The sequence below is a fragment of the Nonomuraea sp. NPDC004186 genome, assembly GCF_053603495.1.
The window spans coordinates 117317-139165 of record NZ_JBSGFQ010000004.1 but is presented as its reverse complement, the minus strand read 5'-3'; the positions used below and the strand labels follow the sequence as shown (position 1 = coordinate 139165).

Below are 21849 nucleotides of genomic sequence, written 5' to 3'. Positions count from 1 at the left end.
GCGTGGCTGCGCTTGGGTTTGGCGAGGCGAGGTACGGCCTTGGCAGGGCGGTCCCGGTGGTGCTGACGGCTGGGCCGGGGCTTGAGGCCGGGCTTCGGTTGCTCGGCGTTCCCTGGCCGGACGAGGACGAGCATGCCTTACGCGAGGTCGCCGCCGCGTACCGGGCGTTTGCCGACACGCTCGACACGCAGGCCGTCCCCACCATGACGGCGGGTGTGGTGACGGCCGCCGCGGCCGGTGACGGCGACGACGTCGCGGCCATGCGGGCCTACACGGCCGACTACCACCGCGAGGGCGGGCACCTCACCACGCTCGCCTCCCTGTCGCGCCTGCTCGCGGACGGCCACGAGCAGGCCGCCACAGTCGTCGAGCACCTGAAGGTCTTCCTGGCCGCCTCCGCCGCGTACGTGGTGGCCGCCGTGGCGGCGGCTGCGATCGCGGGCGGTGCGGCGATGGTGGCCGCGTACCGGCAGGTGGCCGAGCGCCGGGTCATCGTGCAGCGGGCCGTCGCGGCCTTCCGCCGCACCCTCGAACGCCTCTTCGGCCGTACGCTCGCCCAGAAGGTGCGCGACCGCCTGCGACCGCTCCTCAAGGCTCGTGCTGATCGTGGCCAGGTCCGGGAACCGGGAGACGAAGCGCAGATCGGGCAGCGGGATGCTCGGAAGACGAAGGTCGGGTAGGCGGGGGTACGGTCCGCCGGTGTTCAGCATCTCCAGGCTTGCGCATGGCTCCAGGGAGAGCGTCTTCAGCGAGGGGAGAGCGTCGATGCCGTCGATCGAGGTGATCGGGGTGTCGGGGGAGCCGACGATGAGCTCCTGGAGTGCGCCGAGATCGCGTAGGCCGGTGAGAGCGCTGACCTTGGTGTAACCGAGGTCAAGGCTGTGCAACTCGGGCAGCCCGGACAGGGGGCGCACGTCGTCGAGCGACCGGCAGTGGGACAGGTCGAGCCAGTAGAGCAGGGGAAAGGCGTCGGCGAATCCGTCGAGCCTGGTCGCCTCGGTGCGAGAGAGGTTCAGCCAGCTCAGGTGGTGCATGCCCAGCAATGGGGTGAGGTCGCTGATCCGGGTGGCGGAGAGGTCGAGATGTTCCAGCCGTGTCAGGGCGGCCAGGGGCGAGAAGTCGGTCACGAGCCCGGCTGAGCTGAGATCGAGCTCGACCAGGCTGGTGAGGCCGGCGAGTTCGGCGAGTTCGGCGTAGGAGCCGCATTTGGGCAGGTCCACCGTACGCAGGTTGCTGAGATGGCGAAGGCCTGGGGTGAGGGATCTTTCGTTGACCCGAAGGTGGGTGCGCTCCTCGCGCACGAAGGCGGGCGCGAGGAGGAACTCGGCGAACCCGTCCATCCGGGGTCGCAGGCCAGAACTTGAGCAGCCGTTCCGTGGGCGGCAATGCGATCTCGGCGAATTCGGCGGCCAGCTCGAGCGCCGGCCGTGAGACCGTGGGGGCGACGATGGCGAGTTCGCGGATCGCTTTCCAGGCGCGTGTCGGGGTTGCCTTGGGCAGGAGGGTGCGTAAGGCCGCGAGGTTCGGTGCTGCGGAGCCGGTGGTCATGCCGCCGCACCCTAGTGGCCTCCGCCGACAAGATCAGCCCCGCGGGGTTAGGGGGGCTGCTCCCCGTCCCGGACGCCGTGGCGACCCGCCAACGCCCGCACACCATGACCTTCGTACGTTGGGTGAAATGTCCGTGGATAGGGTGTGCTGGTGGTGTCCTCTGATGCGCGGGTGCAGTATTCCGTCTCGACCTGGCAGCAGCCCTGTCCTGCCCCGGCCTCGCCGGAACGCTCCGCGCTCGTGAGGCGGGTCGCCGAGCAAGCGCTGGCCTGCGGCGGTGGACGGGTGCTGGTGGGGATCGACGGGTTCACCGCCTCGGGCAAGACGAGCTTCGGGCACGAGCTGGCCGAGGAGATCGTCAAGTCGGGACGGCCCGCGCTCCGCGCCACCCTGGACGACTTCAAGAAGCCGTGGAAGGACCGGCACCTCTACGACCGCGAGTCGGGCGAGGGCTACTACCGCAACGCCTACGACTACGAGGCGGTCACGAGGCTGCTGCTGGAGCCCGGCCGGTCCGTGGAGGCGGTGTCGTGCGCGCTGTGCGGCATCGATCCGCTGACGCAGATCGATCATTCCGGGACGACGGCGCCGCTGGCGGCGGACTCGGTGGTGGTCGTGGACGGGGTGTTCGCGTTCCGGCCGGAGATCGACAAGTACTGGGATCTCCGGATCTGGATGGACGTGGACGCCGAGCTGTCGGTGCGCAGAGGGGCCGAACGCGACCAGGACTGGGCCGGGTCGGAGGCCGAGTCGATCCACCGGAACCGGTACCTGGTAGCCGAGCGCATCTACCTCGAGGAGACCGACCCGCTGAGCCGGATGGACGTCGTCATCGACAACACCGTCTTCGACCGGCCTCGCATCAGGTGAGCCCGAAGAGCGGCAGGCAGGGCTCCAGGTTGTCGATCCGCACGGGGACGGGGTCGGTGAAGTCGTCCCGGCCGAGGCGGAGGCGCTGCTGGAACGCCCGCTTGCCGCGTACCTCGTCCACCATCACCCCGTCCGGCCGGTAGCCGAGCTTGCGGGAGACGCCCAGCGAGGCCCGGTTGTCCAGGTACGCGCTGGAGACCGCCGTCAGGGCCCCGAGCCCCGTGAAGGCCAGGTGGAGGACGGCTGCGCGCATCTCCGTGCCGAGGCCCTTGCCCTGATGGGCGCGGCCCAGCCACGAGCCCGTGTGCACCTCGCGGGTGACCCGGAAGCCGTGCCCGGACAGGTCCTGGGTGCCGATCACCCGCCCCTCGTGGACGACGACGAAGTTGCAGCACCACCGCTCGGGCTGCCACCGCGAGATGAGGCCGAGCTGGTACCGGACGACGTTCGCCGGCAGCTCGTCGGCGGGGACGTCCGTCCACGGCACGCCGAACGGCATCACGTCCGGATCGTGCACGCCTTCCACGGCCCGGTCGGCCAGCTCGTCGAGATCGTCCAGAGAGGGCATGCGCAGCTCTAGGCGGGGCGTGGTGAGGCGGAGGTTGAACACGGGCCAGTGACGCATAGTCCGTCATTTCTCCAAAGAGTGGCGCGCCTGGTGCGGGCGGCTGGGGCCTGGTTTGCGCCAGTACGTGAGGAAGCGCAGGAGCCACTCCACGGGCCCGTACCGGTGCCTCTTGAGCCACCAGTGGCTGTAGAAGACCTGGCAGACGAAGACGCCGAGCGCGATCAGCACCTCCAGCGGCGGGCTGACCCGGTCCACGAGCGCCAGCCCGTACCCGGTGAAGATCAGCGAGCAGATCAGCGACTGCGCCAGGTAGTTGGACAGCGCCATCCGGCCCGGCGCCGCGAGCGCCCGGGCGATGCGCGGCATGTACGGCAGCACCCGCAGGAACGTCGCCGCGTACGCCGCCGCCAGCAGCGGGGCCGTCACCAGGTCCACGGCCTCGCCCCAGAACTTGTGCATGGTGCCGTGCCAGGCCGACGTCGTGTAGATGAAGGCGCCCGCGAGCCCGACCGTGAACCCGGTCCACTGCAGCTTGCGCAGCGTGCCCGTGTGGGCCGACAGGTCGCGCATGGCGCCCAGCTTGCCGACCGCCAGGCCGATCAGGCACGCCGCCAGCACCGCCGGGCCCTGGAACAGCACCCGGAAGACGATGATCAGCGACAGCTTCCTGAGGTGCTCGGAGATGATCTGCAGGGCGGAGGCCGCCAGCGCCGTGTCCGCCTTGGTGGCCTCCGCGGCCGAGTCCGCCACCGTGCCGCCCATGTCCAGGCCGAACGTGGCGAGCAGGGCCAGCAGCACGAAGCCGAGCGCGAGCATCGCGGTCAACATGACCGCCAGCACCACCGCGGCCTTGGGCCGGAGCTTGCGGAAGATCAGCAGGGCCAGGCCCACGGCCGCGTACGTCGTCAGGATGTCCCCGGGGAACAGCAGCACGGCGTGCGCCAGCCCGATCAGCAGCAGCCCGGCCAGGCGGCGCAGGAACATCGGCCCGAACGGGCGACCCTGCCGCGCCGCCGAGTCGACCTGGAGGGTGAAGCTGTAGCCGAACAGGAAGGAGAACAGCAGGTAGAACTTGTTCTCCACGAGCAGCGTCACGGTGAACCGCACGGTCCAGTCCAGCGGGGACTGGAAGGCGGGTTCGGCCATCCCGGCCATCCGGTAGCCGGAGGCCAGGAAGGCGATGTTGACTACGAGGATGCCCAGAAGTGCGAAGCCTCGTAAGGCGTCCACGGAAGCGATCCTCGCAGCCGCGAGTCGTGCGTTCGGCATGGCGGGAAGCGTCTCCTGTGTCCTCATATGGAGAACATCATCCCGTACAAGCTGAGTGTTTCCTGTGAATTCAGTTATTTTGTGCGATATAGATGAATCGCTCGATGATCACCGCTAGCGCGACCACGAAAGCGGGCACGGCGAGGAAGAGCAGGCGCTTCCTGGCCTTGCGTGCCCGGTTGGGGCCGTTCAGCCGGATGACCTCGTACGCGAAGAGCGAGACCCATGTCACGGCCAGCGCGCCGATGCCCACGGGCGTCCACGGGGTGGTGGGGTCGCCGCGTCCCTTGTACGGCTGCGGTTCGGGGATCTCGGTGCCCCGGACGAACTTCTTCCAGGTGTAGAGGGCCGCGTCCTGGTTGGAGAACACCCGCTTCAGGTCCGGCGAGGCGTCCAGCGCCGCGCGGAACTTCGTCCCCCAGTCCTCCGGGAAGCCCTCGTTGAGCTGCAGGTAGCTCACCTGCCCGCGGCTCACGATCAGGTACGAGTTACGCGGTTGCTCCTTGAGCGCCGCGATCGCGTCCGCGACCTGCGTCGGGTCCTTGTGCACCAGGGCCTGCACGCCGAAGTTGACCAGTTCGACGTCCTTCTCGCCCCACGGCAGGGTCGGCGTGACCTCCGGCCCCGTCTTGGGGACCAGGTAGAGCACCTTGGCGCTCGGCTTGTCGTGCTGGTAGACGTAGTGCAGCGCGGCCACCTCACCCACGGTGACCCGCTCGAACTTCTCGTTGCCGTACCTGGCCAGCAGGAACGCGAACGCGAAAAGCACCGCGAAGCACGCCGCGAGCACGACCGAGAGCTTCTTGGTGAGCTGCGGGTTGAAGCGCACGTTCCGCTTGCGCAGCGGCACGGTCTCCTCGCGCACGTCCGCGCTGTCGGCCGGCAGGTTGGGGAAGAACGCGTACGCGGCCAGCAGACAGGCCCCGGGCAGCGCGAACATGTAGATCCGCAGCCCGATCTCGCCGCCGTAGCTCTGCAGCCCCAGCGCCAGCACCGGCACGCAGAGCAGGATCAGCGCCGACCGGTCGAACACCCCGCGCCGGAACCGCCGGAACAGTCCCGTGGCCGCCAGGCTGAGGATCACCACGAGGATGCCGAGCCGCGCCTGCAGCACCAGCGCGTGCGCGGGGTCGCTGCCCTCGATCCGGTCGCCGGTGCTGTTGCCGATGTTCTGCAGGATCCGGCCGAAGCCGCCGAAGATGGCGCCGATCTGGCTGGACCAGAAGCCCACCGTCATGTAGCTGATCCAGGCCAGCACGAGCAGCCCGAGGAAGAACGGCAACCCCCAGGTCAGCGACGTCCGCTTGAAGATGAGGAACGCCGTGACGACCCCGAGCATCATGAACGGGGTGATCTGGTGCGAGGCCACCGACGCGACGAACAGCGCCAGCAGCATCATCAGCATGAGCAGCTTGTCGGCCCGGTACGTGCCGGTGTTGGCCAGCTCGCCCGGGGTCATCGCGTCCAGCTTGCCGAGCAGCTTGCGCAGGCCCTTGGGCGGGATCGGCTTCGTCCGCTGTTCGACCCGTCCGAACCATCTGAGCAGGATCGCGATGAACGCCAGGTACAAGGCGAACGTGAAGCCCTGGGGCGAGAAGTAGTCCTGCCCGATCCACTGCACCAGCACGAAAAGCAGCGCCGCGAACCACCGCGCGCGCGTGGTGGCCACGACCTGGCGCAGGATCAGCACGAACGGGAGCAGGTAGAGCAGGTTCGAGACGAGCGGCGTCCACTGCAGGATCGGCGTCAGGTCGGTGATCCCGGCGGCCTTCGTCACGAAGGCGAACAGCGCGAAGAAGCCCGGCCAGCCCATGCGGGCGTCGATGCTGATGGCCGACTCGCCGGTCCTGCTGATGAACTCCACGAAACCGGCGTGGATGTACGCCGTGGGGAAGCGCGGCGCCGTGGCCACCAGCGCTCCCGCGCCGTGCAGGGCGAAGGTGATGGCGGCGATCTGGAACAGCAGGAGGAACTTGCGGTCGGTGCTCTGGGCGACCGTGACGAAGAACGACACGATCATGATGAGGATGGCGATGAACGCCGTCGTCGGGAGGGCCGAGATCAGGCCCAGGCCGTCGATCTTGTTGGGGTCCACGCCGCGCAGGGGTCCTGGCGCGACCTTGAGGGCCAGGATGTACATGACCAGGCCCTCGAGGACCAGCAGCACGGGCAGCCACTTGGGCGCACTGGCGACCAGCGCGCCGATCCGACCGCCGAGCGTGCGCGGCTTGCCGGGGGCCGCCTGAGGGGCCGGTTGGGGGGTCGCCTGCTGGGGCGGGGCCTGCTTCGTCGCGACCTGGGGGGCCGCGGGCTGCGGGGGCGCGGTGGGCGGGGCGGCGGGCATGGGCGAGGCTTGCGGCGCCTCCACAGGCGCGGCAGCCGACCCGCCGGCCGACGCGCTGGCAGCCGACCCACTCGCGGCTGACGCGCTGGAGGCCGAGCCACCGGCGGGCGTCATTCCGGTGGGCGTCGTTCCGGCCGGTGCTCCTCCTCCGGCGGAGGGCGCCGAGGCGGGACGGGCTATCGGCACGGGCACGGTCCCGGCGGCCGCGGTCTCGGTGACGGGCCGCTTGGCAGGCGCCGCACCCTTGGCGGGCGTCTTCCCGGATGCGGCGTCCTTGGCGGGCGCTTCGGCCGGCGACGCGCTCTTGGTGGGCGTCTTCCCGGGCGCGGCGTCCTTGGAGGTGCCGGGTGCGGCGGGGCTGGAGGTAGCGCCGCTGGGTGTGGTGGCGCCGGACTTGCCGTCCGACCCCTTGGCGGGCGCTTCGGCCGGCGATGCGCTCTTGGCGGGCGCCTTCCCGGGCGCGGCGTCCTTGGAGGTGCCGGGTGCGGCAGGGCTGGAGGTAGCGCCGCTGGGCGTGGTGGTGCCGGGTTTGGCGGCGGTGTCGGGCTTCGTGCTCGTCGCCTCCGCCGATGCGCCATCGGCCCGCGTCCCATCGGCCCGCGTCCCATCGGCCCGCGTCCCATCGGCCCGCGTCCCATCGGCAGGCTGCGGCCCGCTCGCCGGCTGCGACCGCAGTCCGGGCTTGGTCGCGGAGGTGTCAGCGGGTGGGGCGGTCTGCGCCGGGGTGGTCACCGTGCCCGTCGCGTCCGGGTCGGCGGCCTCCTCCACCGTGGGCGGGTGCCCGATGTGCAGGGCGGCCGGCAGCCGGATCATCGTCGTCGTGTCCGAATCCGGCTCGGCGTCCTCCGCGGGCGGATCCTCCGCAGGCGGGCCCTCCGGGGGAGCGGTGTCGAACGTCAGCTTCGGGATGACCCCGGTCGCCTCCGGATCGAAGGGCACGTCTGACTCCTCCTTGCCTCCGCGCACCTCCCCTCGCACCTCCGAGGAGCTTGCCACGCCATCGCCGTCCCGTTGCTTCACGTTGACCATCATGCGGCCCCGGACGACCCCTGGGTGACAACCGGCGTACGGGTTTCGCCGAACTTGAGAATTTTACGTAGATTCCCGAAGATCAAAACTGCCACGAGAAGTTCGCTGAAGAGCAGCCCGTACCCCACCGCGTTCACACCCGCGTACGGGAACAGCGCGACGGTGGACACCAGCACGAGCACGGCCAGCCCGATCTGCACGGTCGCCAGCGTACGGGCCCGGCTCTGCGCCCGCAGCGCGCTCAGGTAGACCTCGATCAGCACCCGCGGCAGCACGGCCAGCGACATCAGCCGCAGCAGCGTCGTGCCCTCGGCCGCGAAGGCCGAGCCGAAGATGGTCAGGATCAGCGGCGCCGCCAGGATCGCCACCGCGATGATCGGGGTGACGATCATGAAGGCCCGCCGCAGCGCCCGCCGGCAGTTGTCGGCCAGTTTGGCACGGTCGAAAGAGCCCTCGACGGTCAGCGAGACCGCCATGTTCATGGCCAGCAGCTCGATCATGCTCGCGAGCGTGTGCGCCATCGAGAAGCGGCCGAACGTGGCCTCGCCCACCTGCGTGGCGACCACCACGGGCACCAGGTAGACGATGCCGAGAATGGACAGCGTCCCGGGGAAGTCCCCAGCTAGGAACCTTCCAATTTCGCGCAGCCGAGGAGGCTCCTGCTCGGCGTCGCTCTTCTCCACGTGTCTGGGCACCACGACGGCGAAGATCAGCCAGTTGACGGGGATCAGCGCGAGGGCGGTCGGGATGACCCACGAGACGAAGATCCCGCCCGACGGCAGCGCGCCGGCCAGCGCGACCAGCAGCCCCATCTTGACGATGCCGAAGACCAGGTTGTTCAGGGGCACGAACGTGGCCCGCCGCAGCCCGGTCAGCACCACGTCCTGGAGCGTGAAGACGGCCCACACCAGCACGGACGCCAGGAAGAACAGCCCGGGCCAGAAGCCGCTCAGCACCGAGTACGTCTTGCCCCACATCGGCAGCGTCAGCAGGAAGCCGAGCGCCGCGACCCCGCCCGTGGCGGCGGCCAGGCCGTACCCGCGCAGGGCCAGCTCGGGGGTGCGGCGCCCGGCGACCGGCAGGAAGCGGGCCAGCGCGCCCACGAACCCCAGTGCCGTCAGCGACGCGAACAGCCGCATCGCCGTGATCACCGCCTGGCCGCGGCCGAACTCCTCCGGGGAGTAGAGGCGGGCGGCCAGCAGCCAGTAGCCCATGCCGAGCACGCCGGTGACCACGGTGTTCGCCATGAGCGCGTAGCCCTGGCGGAACAGCGGGTTGCGGAGGTCGTGGAGGATCTTCCCCCAGACGCTAGACATTTCCGCGCACCCGCTGCAGCCCGTACCTCGTCCTGCGCACGACCGCGTACCCCTTGGTGAGGATGCGTTCGCGCAGGTAGATGAGGGGTACGGCGTTGCCTTCGACGGCGCGCTTGAACATGCTGATGGTCGTGTGCTTGCCGACCGTCAGCCGGGGGATGGCGAGCATGTCGTGCCGGTCGGCGGCGATCGTGTTGCTCACGGCGCAGGCGGCGAAATAGCCGGCCTTGCGCACCTCGCGGCGGACGCGGGCGCTGGAGTAGCCGTAGGGGTAGGCCATGGTGGCGACCGGCGCGCCGATCTTCTCCTCCAGCAGGCCCTTGTTCTTGCGCAGCTCCTGCCGCAGGTCCTCGATGCGGAGCTGGTCGAGCTGCGGGTGGCTGTGGCTGTGGCCGCCGATCTCGATGCCGGTCTGGGCGATCTCGCGGGCCTGGCCCCAGGACAGCATGTCGTCCAGCGGCCGGCCCGCCGCGTCCTTGCCCGCGTCGGACACCCAGCCGCTGGTCAGGAAGACCGTGGCCGGGAAGTTGTAGCGCTCGAGCAGGGGCAGGGCGTGGCCGTGGAAGTCGGCGTAGCCGTCGTCGAACGTCACCACGATCGGCTTGTCCGGCATCGAGCGGCCGTTGTTCTGGTTGAGGGAGGCCACGAGGTCGCCCAGGGTGAGCGGGGTGAAGCCGCTCTCCGACAGGTACGCGAGCTGCTCGGCCAGGTCCGAGGGCCGCACGGAATGCGGCTTGGTCTCGTCGTTGGGCGTGTCGGTGACCGAGTGGTACATCAGGATCGGGATGCGGGTCATGATCGTGCCGCCTTCAGCCGTACGGAGCCCACCACGTAACCCCAGGTCGTCCAGGCCAGCCCGATCACGATCGCGGCGGCCCGGCCGAGCCCGCCCACGTCGCCGCGGACGGCCTCACCGACCCCGCGCAGCGCGCCGAGCGGCAGCGTCTTGAGCGCGTGCGCCCGCTCGCTGGCCAGCCCGTCCTGGGTGCCGACCTCCTTCGTCACCAGGGCCTTCGACAGCCCCTCCGCGTAGCACCTGGATCTGAAGTAGGCGAACCGTTCGCGCTGCTTCGACACCTTGTGCCCGATCACGGCACGCGGCTCGAACAGCATGACCGAGCCGGGCTTGCGCTGGCTCAGCCGGATGCAGAACTCCGTCTCCTCGCACCCCAGCGGACGCGACTTGCGCCCCTGCACGCTGCGCCCGATGCCGCTGTGGAAGCCGCCCACCTCGGACACGACGTCGCGCAGGAACGCGGCGTTGCCGCCCATGACGTTGCGGATCGGCGCGCGTACCGCGGGCATGCCGCGGTAGGTGCAGCCGACCGTCCAGTCGAACTCGTACGGGAACCACCGCGGGCGTCGCTCGGACGCCCACAGCGGCTCCGTGCGACCCCCGACGCCCACCACACCGGATTCCTGGAAGCCCTCCTCCAAAGCCTCCAGCCATCCGGCGTCGGCGACCGCGTCGTCGTCGAGGAACGCGACAATTTCACCGTTGGCCGTGGCCACTCCGGTGTTCTTGCCCCCCGACAGCCCTTTCTCATGCGTGTTCTCCACCACAATGGCCTGCGGATACGCGCGCTTGAGCTTGAGGTGCAGGTCGGTGTTGTGGTCGACCACCAGGATCAGCTCGTGTGCCGGGCTGGTCTGGTTCTCGACCGACTCGATTGCCTGCCTGATGTCCTCCCACCGCTCTTCGGTGTAGACGCAGATGACAACAGACGTGTTCACAGCGTTCCTTCTTAAGCGACGCCTCGGTCAGCGGCAGGAGTGGCGGTCGGCTCAGGCTGAGCGGGAGCGGGCTGGCGACGCCACTCCCTCAGGATGGTCTTGAGCACGCGGAAGCCATCTCGTACGGCGTGCAGGTTGCTCTCGCCGTGAATGCGGTTGCGCTCGTGGCTGGGCACCTCGTGCACCTTCAACCCGGCCTTGGCCGCGCGCACGTTCATCAGCGTCTCCACCTCGAAGCCGTCGCAGTCGAGGTTGAGCGCGTCGAGGTGACGGGCCCAGAAGGCGTTGTAGCCGTAGCACAGGTCGGTGTACTTGGTGTTGTACATGACGTTGACCATGCCGGTGAGGACCTTGTTGCCCAGCCGGCGGTTCAGCGTCAGGTCGTCGCTGCCGCCACCGGAGGCGTAGCGCGAGCCCTTGACGAAGTCGGCGCCCGTCACCAGAGCGCCCACGAAGTTGATGATCTCGCGGCCGTCGGTCGAGCCGTCGGCGTCGATCATGACGATGATGTCGCTCGTGCACGCGGCGAAGCCGGCGGACAGGGCGTCACCCTTGCCCTTGCCGGTCTGCGTGACGATCTTCACGTTCGGCCGCAGTCGCTTGGCCACGGCGACCGTGTCGTCGACGGAGTTGCCGTCGACGAGCACGATCTCGTCCACCCACTGGGGGATGGTGGCGAAGACGTGCGGCAGGTTCTCGGCCTCGTTCATCGCCGGCACGACCACACTGACCGTCGGCGAAATGGCCAGGTGCGGGGTGACGGGCGTGAAACTCGAAGGGGGCGGCATCGACCGCAAGGGCGAGGCTTGCAGTTTGCCGTTGTGCTTGGCTATCTCGGGACTCATGGCGAGGGAAATCCTTCCGGGACCCCGCCCTGCTGCGGTCCGGTCGCGGCCACCCCCGGGTGCTGCGGGAATGACGAAGCCGGTGAACGGTGCATTGAAGGGTCCTGTGCTGTGAGGGTGTCTGCCGGGACTTGGGAGCGCTCAGCGTGCTCCCGTTGGTTCTTTGACTACTCCGTTGGGTGACTCCTGCTGCTGCATGGAGGTGCGCACCCGACCGAAGCCCTTGAGGACACGGTCGGCCGCCCTATAAAGAGACGGTCGGTCCATGACAATTGTTCGGGCTTTGTTGAAAGGAGTTCGGCCCATCCAGTGAACGGCCGCGGCGGCGGACGGTCGCGAGATGCGGCCTTCGGCAACGTACAGGACCCCGCTCTTCAGCCAGTCTTTGTACTCCTTGCCGCCCTTGCCCATGTCCACCATGTGCAGGCCGTCGTTCGCAGCGGCCTCGGCCATCTGCAGATGATGGACGATGCCCGGCGAGTAGCGGCCGAACTCGGTGTCGTAGGCGGGGAACCACCCTACAAGCGTGGTGGCCGTGCGGAGGCCGAAATGTCCGGCTACCGGGACGTCCCCGGCATAAAGCATGGTCAGGACGCCCCCGAAGTCCGATGACTTTTCGGCATGCATCATGTCCGTCAATTCGACGATCCACGGCTGGGCGAACCTGTCCACGCGGCCAGTTCTTCGATACTGGTCGGACTTCCAGTTCAGCAGCGTGCGGAGCACCTCGGGGTCGGCCGAGGCCCACTCGAAGCGCAGTTCGCCCTGCTCCCTGCCGAGCTTGCGCTCCTTGTAGCGGACGGTCTTGAGGTTCTTGGGGGAGTTGGTCTTCACCTGTTCGATCCAGGCGTCGTACCCGGCGGTGAAGTCCATGACCGGCGCGGGCCGGACATCCTGCTCGTACGGGGCGAAAGTGGGCTGCCCCGCCACCAGGTGGTCGAAGTCGAACACGCTGAGCTTGCAGGCCCGCAGCAGGGCCTTGGCGTCGAGCTTGAGGTCCGGGCCGGCGATCAGGCCGTGGCACGTGGTGAGGAAGCCGCCGAGCGGCTTGCCGATGCCGAAGCTGTGCCGCTCGTACGGGAAGAACCCCACGATGCCGCTCGCGTCGGAGATGACCGCCACCCTCACGTAATCGCGCAAGCGGTCCATCGCCACGGCGAACTCGACAGACAGGAACGGGTTGTCCAGACTCGGGTCGGCCTTCTGCAGCTCCCGCCATCGTGCCCGCTCGGAGTCCCCGAGCTCTCTGGGCCGAACTACCTGGATGTTCACCTGGCCCCCTGTTGGGTCTGCATGCTCTTCCCCCGGTACAACACGCGAAGCACGTACATGAACCCTCCGAGCACGGCGACCGTCGCGACGCCCGCCCGGGGCGACCACGCGCCGAAAAGCAGCATGGCCTGAGCGAGGAGCACGTTCAGCACGAGACTTGCCGCGGCTCCTACTGATAGTGCGGCAAGGGGGTCACGATCACGCAACAGTCCCACCACTGCCGCCCCTGGGACGACGAGAAGGAACAGAGAGATCAAGAACGGGCGCAGCGGTGTCTCTATGTCGAACAGCGCGACGACCGCTCCCGCTATGCAGGCGAGCGCCAGCAGCCAGGCCAGCGCTCTCCGGTGCTTGAGCATCTCCCTTTTCTCTCCTGCTTCTGCTGGTTAAAGCACGATTGATCGCAGTTCATGGGACCAATCTGCGCCAGGACACGTCAATGCCGACGCTTGAGGACGCATCCCGGTTTACCGGCAGGCAGAGATTTCTCGTGTGATGTTCAACACACGGTCAAGTGACTCCGGCCCGGACGTGGCCCCCAAGCACACCAGAATGCCCTATGTGACCGAGGTTCTTCGAGCCAGGGTCCGATTTATCCGGGTTTGTTGGCAAGAAAAGTTGATCTACTCCGGCTTGGCGTCCGTTTTACCCCTCCAGCGTCTCCGTATTCTCGGCTGACGCGGTTACGGAGGGTGACGGATTCGGTTCGCTGGAGTTCGTCGGCTCGTCGGTCGGGTCGGAGGTCTCGGGACCGTCGCCGTCCCAGGACAGCGAGCAGCTCGCGCTCCCGCCGTTCGACGTGAACGCGACGCGGCCGCGGCCTGCGGCGTTCGGGTCGACGATCGTGACCCAGATCGCGACCGACCCGCCCGCCTTGATCGACCCGCTCGCGGGGAACACGTCCAGCCCCTGCGAGGCGGTCGCCACCCACGAGACCGTGGCGTTGCGGGCGCCGAGGCCGATCTTGGCGGCGCCGTCGATCGCCTTCGGGCAGGAGGTTCGGAGCCGGGCGCCGGGCGCGGGCCTGCGGCGGGTGGGCGTCGGCCCGGCGGCGTGCCGGGCGCTGGGCCGCTCGACCGGCGTGGCGCGGGTGCCGGGAGTGCGGCTCGGGGTCGGGGTGGGGGTGGGGGCCGGCGTGAGCTCGTCCTCTTCCGGTGAGGGATCGGGCGACGGGCTCTCCTCGCCCGGGTCGAGCGAGGCGGCGGGGGAGGAGGGGGAGGGCGCCGATCGCAGAGGCGTGCCGGTCGAGACGTCGCGGCCGTTGATCACGACCATGGCCCCCGTCGCGGCCAGCACGCACGCGCCCGCCAGCAGCACCGGCGCGAGGCGGCGCGGCCTGCGCCGCCGCGAGCGGTTCTCGACGGCCACGGGGAACCCGGTCCGGTCGAAGCTGTCGCCGCGATCGGTGATCAAGGTGCGGGTCTGGTCGCGCTCGGGGTTGACGCACGTGTCGATCACCCGGCGGCGCAGCGAGATGGGCGGGTACGCGACCGGGACCAGGTCCAGGAGCCTGGTCGCCGAGACCTGCCGGTGCCGGCCCTCGGTGCACACCTCGCACCCGCCGATGTGGCCCGACAACCTGCGCCGCAGCAGCGGGGTGAGCGGGCCCTCACACCCGTCCAGCATCGCCGACAGGTCGGGGCAGTGCGCCCGGCCCGTCCTGGCCAGCACCACGGCCGCGGCGGCGTTCTCCAGCTGGTCGCGGGCCCTGGTGAGCCTGCCGGTCGCCTGCCGCGAGGTCAGCCCGAGCACCGCGCCGACCTCGGCCGGGGTCAGCCCGTGGCGCAGCGACAGCTCCAGGACCTCGCGCTCGTTCCTGCTCAGCTCGCCCAGCGTCTCGTGGACGAGGTCGGTCAGCTCGGGGTCCCCCTGCGCCTCGAGCTCCGGCAGCGGCACGCCGTCCACGGGGGTCCGGCGGGACATCCTGGCCCGCACCTGGAACCTGGTCAGCGCGTACAGCCAGGCCCGCATCCTGGCCGGCTCCTTCAGCCGGTGCACGCACCCCTGCGCGGTGACCAGGGCGTCGTGCACGGCCTCGGCGGCCAGGTCCTGGGCGAAGGAGGCGGCGTAGTCGTGCAGCCGCTCGCCGTAGCAGTCGTACAGCTTGGCGGGAGCGTCGGTGTCCGCGCGCCGCAGAGCCTCGAACAGCTCATGATCCTCGGCGCGACCGACGGACGGCCATCCAGGCACGAATTCCTCCCCCGCGGGTAGAACGGGCTCTCAAGCCCCACGCGGAGAGGACGCGGCCTCATTGTGATGGGTTCGCCCCTTATGCCCATCGGGCATGGCTCCATGGCGACTGAGCCCGCCTCACGAAGTGAGGCAATAAGCAGGGTGCACCTCGGTCGGCTCTCAGCCGTCGCAGCCCGGCATGCAGAGGCGGCGTTCCATGCCCTGGAGGAAGAAGTCGCGCACCTGCAGGACGTTCTTGGCGATGTACGCCTCGCCGCCCGCGGCCTTGGCCAGGGCGTCCATCTGCTGCTTGCCCTTCTCGGCCTCCGGGCCGAAGGCGATGAGCAGGATGCTGATGGGCCGCTTCGGGTTGTAGGTCTTCTTCAGGAACTGCAGGATCTCGCTGTTCTTGACGCCGCCGTCCGGGTCGTCGTTGCCGGCGCCGTCCGTGAGGACCAGCAGCGTGTTGATCTTGTCTTCCTGGTACGTCTTCGTCAGCTGCGTGTACGCGGCCTTGATCGTGTCGTTCAGCCCGGTGTCGCCCGTGGGCTTGGCCTGGATCGAGGAGAACGCCTTGCCCAGCATGTCCTTGCGCAGCGTGCCGTTGACCGACTCGCTGACCGGTCCGATGGAGACGAGCTCCTTCCAGTCCTTGCCCTGTCCGTCCAGATGCGTGGAGAACGTCCACAGACCCAGCTCGGAGTCGGCGGGGAACAGGCTCAGGCCCTCGGTGGCGATCTTGTTGATGGCCTGCATGCGGGTCATGCCCGTACCGGGGACCGGCAGCGCCATCGTGCCCGAGACGTCGAGCAGCGTGAGCAGGCGGCTGCCGAGGTTCAGCCGGGACCAGGTCTGCACCATCCTGGCCACGGTCTTGCCGTCCGGCGGCTCCAGCGCGGTCGGGGTCTCCTGCTTGAAGCCCTTGTCCGTCGCGAGCGCGTCGCCCGCCTTGCCGTCCGTGCTGCGGAAGCCCGCGTCGCGCAGGGTCTTCTTGGCCGACTCCGTGGCGAGGTCCTGCTTGAAGTCCGCCGCCGCCTTGAGCACCGCCGGGTCCTTGGTCAGGATCGTGACCGGGTAGTCGAGGTTGAGCGTGCCTTCCTTGGGATAGAGCGCGACCACCGGCGCTTCCGGCTTCTTCGCGTTGTGGGCGTAGATGGCCTGCTCGGAGGTGACGCCGATGGGCACCCTGCTGCCGGACTTCACGGTGAGGCTGGCCAGCAGCGCCGTGGGGTCGGAGGCGAGCTGGCCCGACAGCTCCTTCATCGCGCCCACCAGCGCCTTGTCCAGCCCGGCCTCCTTCGCCGTGCCGGCGGCGGCCAGCAGCGCGGCCAGCCCGGCGGAGTTCTTCTGCGGGTCGAGAGCGAGGACGCGGACCTTCTTGCCCGGCCCGTCCACGTTGGCCACGTTCGCGGCCGAGATCATGGCGGCCCAGCTCGGCTGGAGGGCGCCGCTCAGCTTCGACGCGAACGACTTCGCCGTCGCCAGCACCACGGGCGAGGTCGCGATCGACCCCTCGATCTGCGGCAGGGCCTGGCCGGCCGGGGTGTTGCGCAGGCTCTCCATGAGGAGGCTGGAGTCCGCCACCCAGAAGTCCGCCTTGGCCTTGCCGGCGGCCACCGCGTTCGCGGTCCTGGCCGCGGCCTCCTTGGCCACCGTCACCTCGACGCACTTGCTGTCGATCGAGTGCATGGCCTTGTTGTAGTTGCCGGCGACCTTGTTCAGCGCGGGCTGGATGTCGGGCGTCGCGACGACCCGCAGCGCCAGCTTGCCGCCCGAGCAGTCGTGGTCGCGGTTGAAGATCACGAACGCGGCGACACCGAGGAGCACGGCCAGCGCGACGGCACCGGCCAGCGGTACGAGAACCCTGCCGCGGCCGTTCGACCTTCTGCGGGCTGGGGGTGGTTCGTGCGCTCTGTATCCGCCATCAAGCTCGTCTGTGCGGTGTCGCCCCACGATGTCCTCTTAGGTGTGCTTGAGACCTTCCGGAGACCCTAGCGGGAGATGCTCCGCAATACTCCGGGAACGATACTCGGTGTGGCGAGTGCGGGAAAACAGCCCTTTTGGTGCGGTGATTACCCTGTGTGGGTGGTGTTGGCCGCGTGCGTGACGGTTTCTGAGAGATATGCATGATCGGCGAATCGGGGGCTAATGGCAGCACTGATGGCCGCGCCACGCCCGGCTTCCCTCCCGTACGGCGACCGCCGCCAGCACCACCGCCACGACCGGATCGACCCACCACCACCCCAGCGTGTTGAGCCACAGGCTCGCCAGCACCCCCGCCGCCATGGCCGCGCAGATGAGGTTCTGCGTCCCCTCGCCGGACGTGGCCTCCGACGCCAGGCGCGCGCCGAGCCGCCGCTTGGCGATCCCCAGCGCCGGCATGCTGACCAGGCTGAACGTCGTCACCACGATCCCCAGCACGCTCGGCGTGGCCCGGTGCCCCGCGTCCAGGTCGTGCGCCACGTGCAGGACGAGGTACGGCGCGAGCAGCCAGAAGCTCACCGCGACCGCCTTCCTGGCGGTGTTCTCCGCGTGCGGCGAGAGCGTGCGGGCGCCGGTGAACCGCCACACCACGATCAGGCTGGCCGCCGCCTCCACGAACGCCGACAGCCCCCAGCCGATCAACGCCAGCGAGTGGGCCGCGAAGCCGGCGGCCAGGCCGAGCGTGCTTTCCACGCTCAGCCAGACCAGGGTGGCGACGGAGAGCGACCGGGCGGCGCGGGCTGCGCGCAGCCAATCGGCTGACGCGGCCGGACGCTCATGAATCCGCTGGTCAGGCACCATGACCCCCCGCACTCCCGGCTATCCGGCCGTCGACAGCGATACGTACCGTACCCATTACAGACAGTAGCGTAGTTTCGTCCGGGCAAAGGATGGTCAAGCTTGCCCGCATAATGAGCGTTGATCGCCAGGTCGCGAAGGTTGCCCGGAACGCCGAGGGAGGGCCGGTTGCCGTTCACGCCCAGTCATGTGGCCGCGATGGTGCCGCTGATTTCGTCACAGCGCGTACGCAGGTTCGCCGATCCGTGGGCGATGGCGTTGGGGTCGATGGTGCCCGATCTGCCGATCTTCCTGCCGTTCCTGCCCGACTACGGCAACTGGCACTCCTGGCTCGGTGTCGTCACCATCGACCTGGCCGCCGTGCTGGTGCTGCTGCCGCTCTTCCACGGCGTCTTCAGGGACCCGCTGATCTCGCTGCTCCCGTCCTCGCTGGCCGGCCGTGCCGCGCTCCTGGCGCCGTCCCGGCTGCGGCTGCTCCCCATGGCGGTCGGGGGCGTGATCGGCGCGGCCAGCCACGTCCTGTGGGACTCCTTCACCCACTCCACCGGCCCGGTGGAGTGGGGCGGCTGGCTGGCGGTCTCGGTCATGGGCGTGATCAGGCTCTTCCGGCTGCTGCAGTACGTCTCGTCCGTGATCGGCCTGGCCGTCGTGGTGTGGTGGGGCTGGCGCGGTCTGTCCCGGATGCCCGCGGCCCCCGTACCGGAACGCCTGCGGATCGCCCCGCGCGTGCGTGCGGTCGTCATGACGCTGTGCTCGATCGGCACGGTGGCTGGAGCGTTCCTCTGGCCCCTCGTGGACGAGCCCGTCCCGCACCTGGGCCTGCCCAGCGTGATCACCAAGACGGGCGCCGGAACGCTGATCGGCCTGTGCCTGGTGCTCGCCTCCTACGCGGCGGTCTGGCAGGTCAGGCGGCGCATGGCAGTATCGGAAGGTGCTTGAGTACGTAACCGACGCCGACGACCCACGCCTGTCCGACTACACCCGGCTTCGGGACGTGGAGCTGCGCAAGAGCCTGGAGGCGTCGCGCGGCCTGTTCCTGGCCGAGGGGGAGAAGGTGATCAGGCGGGCCATCGGCACCGGCCACCCGATCCGCTCGGTCCTGACGACGCCTCGCTGGCTGGCCTCGCTCGAGGACGTCCTGGACGACGCGACGGTCTTCGTGGTGAGCGACGAGATCATGTCGGGCATCGTCGGCTTCCAGGTGCACCGCGGCGCCCTCGCCTCGATGGAACGCCTCCCGCTCCCCGCCGTCGAGACCCTGCTGAAGGGCGGCGCCCGGCGGCTGCTCGTGCTGGAGGACCTGGTCGACCACGCCAACATCGGCGCCATCTTCCGCAGCGCCGCCGCCCTGGGCGTGGACGGGGTCGTGCTGTCGCCCCGGTGCGCGGATCCGCTCTACCGGCGGGCGGTGAAGGTGTCGATGGGGGCGGTGTTCTCGATCCCGTACGCGCGGATGGACGACTGGTTCGGCGGGCTGGCGCAGCTGAGGGAGGCGGGCTTCCAGACCCTGGCCCTCACCCCGGACCAGGCGGCCACGCCCCTGGACACCGTCGAGCTGGCGGAGCGGGTCGCGCTGCTGCTCGGCGCCGAGGGCGACGGGCTCTCCTCCCACTGGCTGCACGAGGCCGACCGGGCGGTGTGCATCCCGATGAGCCGGTCGGCGATGGCGGCGGGCGTCGACTCGCTCAACGTGGTGGCCGCCGCGGCGATCGCCTGTCATGGGTTGATGCGATCTGCGGGCTGATTGAGCCGGTTTTGTCCGTCTTGTGTACTGTCGAGACGCTGTTTTCATGATCGGAACATAAGGAGAGCCGTCCGAGATGTCCTTGTGGAAGGCGCTGGAAGGGGCGCGTGTCCTTGATCTCGCGCAGCCGATGCGCAAAGGCATGCCGCAGTCACCGAACCACCCCCCGTTCCGGATGGCGCTGGAGCGCAGGCACGGCGACATGGTCAGGCCGGACGGCGGCTCCGCCGCCAACGAGATCATCGTCACGGGCGGCCACGTCGGCACGCACGTCGACGCGCTCGCGCACGTCTCGCAGGAAGGGCTCCTGTACGGCGGGCGGCCCGCGTCCGAGGTGATGTCGCACGAGGGGTTCGGCGCGCTCGGCATCGACACCTTCGAGCCGTACGTGGGCCGGTGCGTCCTGCTCGACGTGGCCGCCGTGCACGGCGTGGACACGCTGCCGGCCGGCTACGAGATCACCGCCGACGACCTGTCGCGGGCCGCCGGCGACCTGGAGATCCGCGCCGGCGACGCCGTGCTCATCGGCACCGGCTGGTCGCGGCTGTGGTCGTCGGCGGAGGAGTTCGTCGGGCAGCGGGGCGGCGTTCCCGGGCCGGGCGTCGAGGCGGCGCGCTGGCTGGCCGAGCGCCGGCCGCGCGTGGTGGGCGGCGAGTCCATCGCCTTCGAGCACATCGCGCCTGGTCGCGGGCATGCCACGCTGCCCGTGCACCGGATCATGCTGGTGGAGTCGGGCATCAACATCGTGGAGACCATGCGGCTGTCCGAGTTGCTGGACTCGGGGGCACGCGAGTTCGTGCTGGTGCTGAACCCGCTGCCGGTCGTCGGCGCCACCGGCGCCCCCGTCCGTCCGCTCGCCGTGATCGACTGACCTGAGAGGGACCATGACAACCCATGTCCAGCGGCTGGCCGAGTTCGCCGTCGCCTGCCGTGACAAGGGCGTTCCCGACCGGGTGCGCGACGATGTGACCGGACGGGTGCTCGACGTGCTGGGCAACTGCCTGGCCGCCTACGCCGAGCCGGAGGGCGACGCGGGACCGGCCGTGCTGCGGGCCGTACGCCGGTGGGGCGGCGTCGAGGAGTCGAGCGCGATCGGCAGCGGCGACCGGCTCCCCGCGCCGGCGGCGGCGCTGGTCAACGGCACGCTGGCGCACGCGCTCGACTACGACGACACGCACCTGCCGTCGGTGCTGCACCCGAGCGCGTCCGTGGTGCCCGCCGCGCTGGCCGTCGCCGAGGCGACCGGGGCGAGCGGAGCCGCGCTGGCCGCGGCGATCGCGGCGGGCGTCGAGGTGTGCAACCGCCTCGGAATGGCCTCCTACCTGCCTGAGGCGCGCAATTCGCTCTTCTTCGAGAAGGGCCAGCACGCGACGTCCATCTGCGGCACGCTGGGCGCCGCGGTCGCGGCGGGGCTGCTGTTCGACCTCACGGCGGACGGCATCGCGCACGCGGTCGGCGTGGCGGCCAGCATGGGCGCGGGCGTGATCGAGGCCAACCGCACGGGCGGGACGATCAAGCGGGTCCACTGCGGCTGGGCCGCGCACGCGGGCGTCTCGGCCGCGGTGCTCGCCCTGGAAGGCGTGACCGGGCCGCCGACCGTGCTGGAGGGCCGGTTCGGGTTCTTCCAGGCCTGGCTCGACGGCCGGTACGACGACGCCGCGCTGCTGTCCGGCCTGGGCGAGCGGTGGGAGCTCCTGCGCACGGTCTACAAGCCCTACCCGACGAACCATTTCACCCACCCGGCCATCGACTGCGCCCTGGCGCTGCGGGCCGGCGGCCTGTCCCCGGACGACGTCGAGGACATCGAGCTGGGGGTGCCCGCCCCGGTGCTGCGCACGATCGCGGAGCCCAGGGAGGAGAAGACCGCGCCCAGGTCGCCGTACCACGCGAAGTTCTCCGGCCCGTACACGGTCGCGGCGGCGCTGCACGGCGGCGGCGGGCTCGGGCTCTCCCTGGACGACTTCGCCGCCCTGTCCCCGGAGCGGCTGGAGCTGGCCAAGCGGGTGCGTTGCGTGGCGGACGAGCGGGCGTCGGAGATCTTCCCGCGCGCGTTCGCGGCGGTGATGCGGGTACGGCTGCGTGACGGCTCGACCCTGGAGCACCGCGTGGACTCCTCGCGGGGCGGGCCGGAGCACCCGTTGACGGCGGACGAGCTGGGGGTCAAGTTCCGCGCCAACGCGGGACGGGCGCTGCCGCCGGACAGGGTGGACGCCCTCCTGGCGGCGGTCGGGGACCTTCCCTCGGCGCCTTCGGCGGCGCCGCTGCTCCAGCTGACCGTCGCTATGTGAAGTTGATCCCTCTCCTTCGGCGATCGGGCTAATGTGGTGATTCGACACGTCTGATCGCGGACCCTGGGG

18 protein-coding genes are annotated in these 21849 nt (G+C 69.9%); 6 read left to right on the top strand and 12 right to left on the bottom strand.

The window, feature by feature from the left end:
• Positions 1–2: 2 nt before the first annotated feature.
• Together ACWEPL_RS04860 and ACWEPL_RS04855 are read left to right on the top strand one after the other, a co-directional pair.
• The gene (locus ACWEPL_RS04860) at positions 3–680 is read left to right on the top strand and encodes a WXG100-like domain-containing protein (protein ID WP_452435235.1); all 678 of its coding nucleotides are present in this window, start codon (positions 3–5) and stop codon (positions 678–680) included.
• Between the two features lie 1018 nt (positions 681–1698).
• Complete coding sequence (locus ACWEPL_RS04855) at positions 1699–2418, top strand: uridine kinase (protein ID WP_452435234.1); 720 nt, start codon at positions 1699–1701, stop codon at positions 2416–2418.
• Here the strand turns inward: ACWEPL_RS04855 and ACWEPL_RS04850 are convergent.
• From ACWEPL_RS04850 to ACWEPL_RS04795, 12 genes are all read right to left on the bottom strand, one after another.
• A complete protein-coding gene (locus ACWEPL_RS04850; protein ID WP_452435233.1) occupies positions 2411–3043 on the bottom strand; it encodes a GNAT family N-acetyltransferase in 633 nt (210 codons plus the stop codon). The genes ACWEPL_RS04855 and ACWEPL_RS04850 overlap by 8 nt on opposite strands.
• Positions 3044–3049: 6 nt before the next feature.
• Positions 3050–4216, bottom strand: coding sequence for a DUF418 domain-containing protein (locus ACWEPL_RS04845; protein WP_363981824.1), 1167 nt, complete (start codon positions 4214–4216; stop codon positions 3050–3052).
• Positions 4217–4325: 109 nt separating this feature from the next.
• Positions 4326–7538 carry a hypothetical protein gene (locus ACWEPL_RS04840; protein WP_452435232.1) on the bottom strand — a complete coding sequence of 1071 codons (3213 nt, stop codon included), beginning with the start codon at positions 7536–7538 and terminating at the stop codon, positions 4326–4328.
• Between the two features lie 89 nt (positions 7539–7627).
• Positions 7628–8944 carry a lipopolysaccharide biosynthesis protein gene (locus ACWEPL_RS04835; RefSeq protein WP_363981830.1) on the bottom strand — a complete coding sequence of 439 codons (1317 nt, stop codon included), beginning with the start codon at positions 8942–8944 and terminating at the stop codon, positions 7628–7630.
• Positions 8937–9740, bottom strand: coding sequence for a polysaccharide deacetylase family protein (locus tag ACWEPL_RS04830; RefSeq protein WP_363981833.1), 804 nt, complete (start codon positions 9738–9740; stop codon positions 8937–8939). The genes ACWEPL_RS04835 and ACWEPL_RS04830 overlap by 8 nt, the downstream gene beginning before the upstream one ends.
• A complete protein-coding gene (locus tag ACWEPL_RS04825; RefSeq protein WP_363981836.1) occupies positions 9737–10678 on the bottom strand; it encodes a glycosyltransferase family 2 protein in 942 nt (313 codons plus the stop codon). The genes ACWEPL_RS04830 and ACWEPL_RS04825 overlap by 4 nt, the downstream gene beginning before the upstream one ends.
• Before the next feature lie 11 nt (positions 10679–10689).
• Positions 10690–11523, bottom strand: coding sequence for a glycosyltransferase family 2 protein (locus tag ACWEPL_RS04820; protein ID WP_350728138.1), 834 nt, complete (start codon positions 11521–11523; stop codon positions 10690–10692).
• 141 nt (positions 11524–11664) lie between these two features.
• Positions 11665–12795, bottom strand: a complete 1131-nt coding sequence (locus ACWEPL_RS04815) for a GNAT family N-acetyltransferase (RefSeq protein WP_350728137.1) — start codon at positions 12793–12795, stop codon at positions 11665–11667.
• Positions 12792–13154, bottom strand: a complete 363-nt coding sequence (locus tag ACWEPL_RS04810) for a hypothetical protein (RefSeq protein WP_350728136.1) — start codon at positions 13152–13154, stop codon at positions 12792–12794. Before ACWEPL_RS04810 ends, ACWEPL_RS04815 begins: the two co-directional genes overlap by 4 nt.
• A gap of 286 nt (positions 13155–13440) precedes the next feature.
• Positions 13441–14985 (bottom strand): RNA polymerase sigma factor, encoded by a 1545-nt coding sequence (locus ACWEPL_RS04805; protein WP_452435231.1) that lies wholly within the window; start codon positions 14983–14985, stop codon positions 13441–13443.
• A gap of 162 nt (positions 14986–15147) precedes the next feature.
• Entirely contained in the window at positions 15148–16794 is a 1647-nt protein-coding gene (locus ACWEPL_RS04800) for a substrate-binding domain-containing protein (RefSeq protein ID WP_363981844.1), read from the bottom strand.
• Between the two features lie 318 nt (positions 16795–17112).
• Positions 17113–17751, bottom strand: coding sequence for a cation diffusion facilitator family transporter (locus ACWEPL_RS04795; RefSeq protein ID WP_363981847.1), 639 nt, complete (start codon positions 17749–17751; stop codon positions 17113–17115).
• Between the two features lie 165 nt (positions 17752–17916).
• Between ACWEPL_RS04795 and ACWEPL_RS04790 the strand changes: the two genes are divergently transcribed.
• From ACWEPL_RS04790 to ACWEPL_RS04775, 4 genes are all read left to right on the top strand, one after another.
• Positions 17917–18687 carry a DUF4184 family protein gene (locus ACWEPL_RS04790; protein WP_452435230.1) on the top strand — a complete coding sequence of 257 codons (771 nt, stop codon included), beginning with the start codon at positions 17917–17919 and terminating at the stop codon, positions 18685–18687.
• Positions 18680–19492 carry a TrmH family RNA methyltransferase gene (locus ACWEPL_RS04785; protein ID WP_452435229.1) on the top strand — a complete coding sequence of 271 codons (813 nt, stop codon included), beginning with the start codon at positions 18680–18682 and terminating at the stop codon, positions 19490–19492. The genes ACWEPL_RS04790 and ACWEPL_RS04785 overlap by 8 nt, the downstream gene beginning before the upstream one ends.
• A 76-nt stretch (positions 19493–19568) precedes the next feature.
• Positions 19569–20363: a cyclase family protein gene (locus tag ACWEPL_RS04780; protein WP_363981856.1), complete on the top strand. Its 795-nt coding sequence runs from the start codon at positions 19569–19571 to the stop codon at positions 20361–20363.
• 13 nt (positions 20364–20376) lie between these two features.
• Positions 20377–21780 (top strand): MmgE/PrpD family protein, encoded by a 1404-nt coding sequence (locus tag ACWEPL_RS04775; protein ID WP_452435228.1) that lies wholly within the window; start codon positions 20377–20379, stop codon positions 21778–21780.
• The last annotated feature ends 69 nt before the right edge of the window (positions 21781–21849 follow it).

Bases quoted from the DNA above. Each gene is read 5' to 3' on its own strand.
- ACWEPL_RS04850 (WP_452435233.1), bottom strand. From the start codon at position 3,043: ATGCGTCACTGGCCCGTGTTCAACCTCCGCCTCACCACGCCCCGCCTA.
- ACWEPL_RS04835 (WP_363981830.1), bottom strand. From the start codon at position 8,944: ATGTCTAGCGTCTGGGGGAAGATCCTCCACGACCTCCGCAACCCGCTG.
- ACWEPL_RS04830 (WP_363981833.1), bottom strand. From the start codon at position 9,740: ATGACCCGCATCCCGATCCTGATGTACCACTCGGTCACCGACACGCCC.
- ACWEPL_RS04820 (WP_350728138.1), bottom strand. From the start codon at position 11,523: ATGAGTCCCGAGATAGCCAAGCACAACGGCAAACTGCAAGCCTCGCCC.
- ACWEPL_RS04810 (WP_350728136.1), bottom strand. From the start codon at position 13,154: ATGCTCAAGCACCGGAGAGCGCTGGCCTGGCTGCTGGCGCTCGCCTGC.
- ACWEPL_RS04795 (WP_363981847.1), bottom strand. From the start codon at position 17,751: ATGGTGCCTGACCAGCGGATTCATGAGCGTCCGGCCGCGTCAGCCGAT.
- ACWEPL_RS04780 (WP_363981856.1), top strand. From the start codon at position 19,569: ATGTCCTTGTGGAAGGCGCTGGAAGGGGCGCGTGTCCTTGATCTCGCG.
- ACWEPL_RS04775 (WP_452435228.1), top strand. From the start codon at position 20,377: ATGACAACCCATGTCCAGCGGCTGGCCGAGTTCGCCGTCGCCTGCCGT.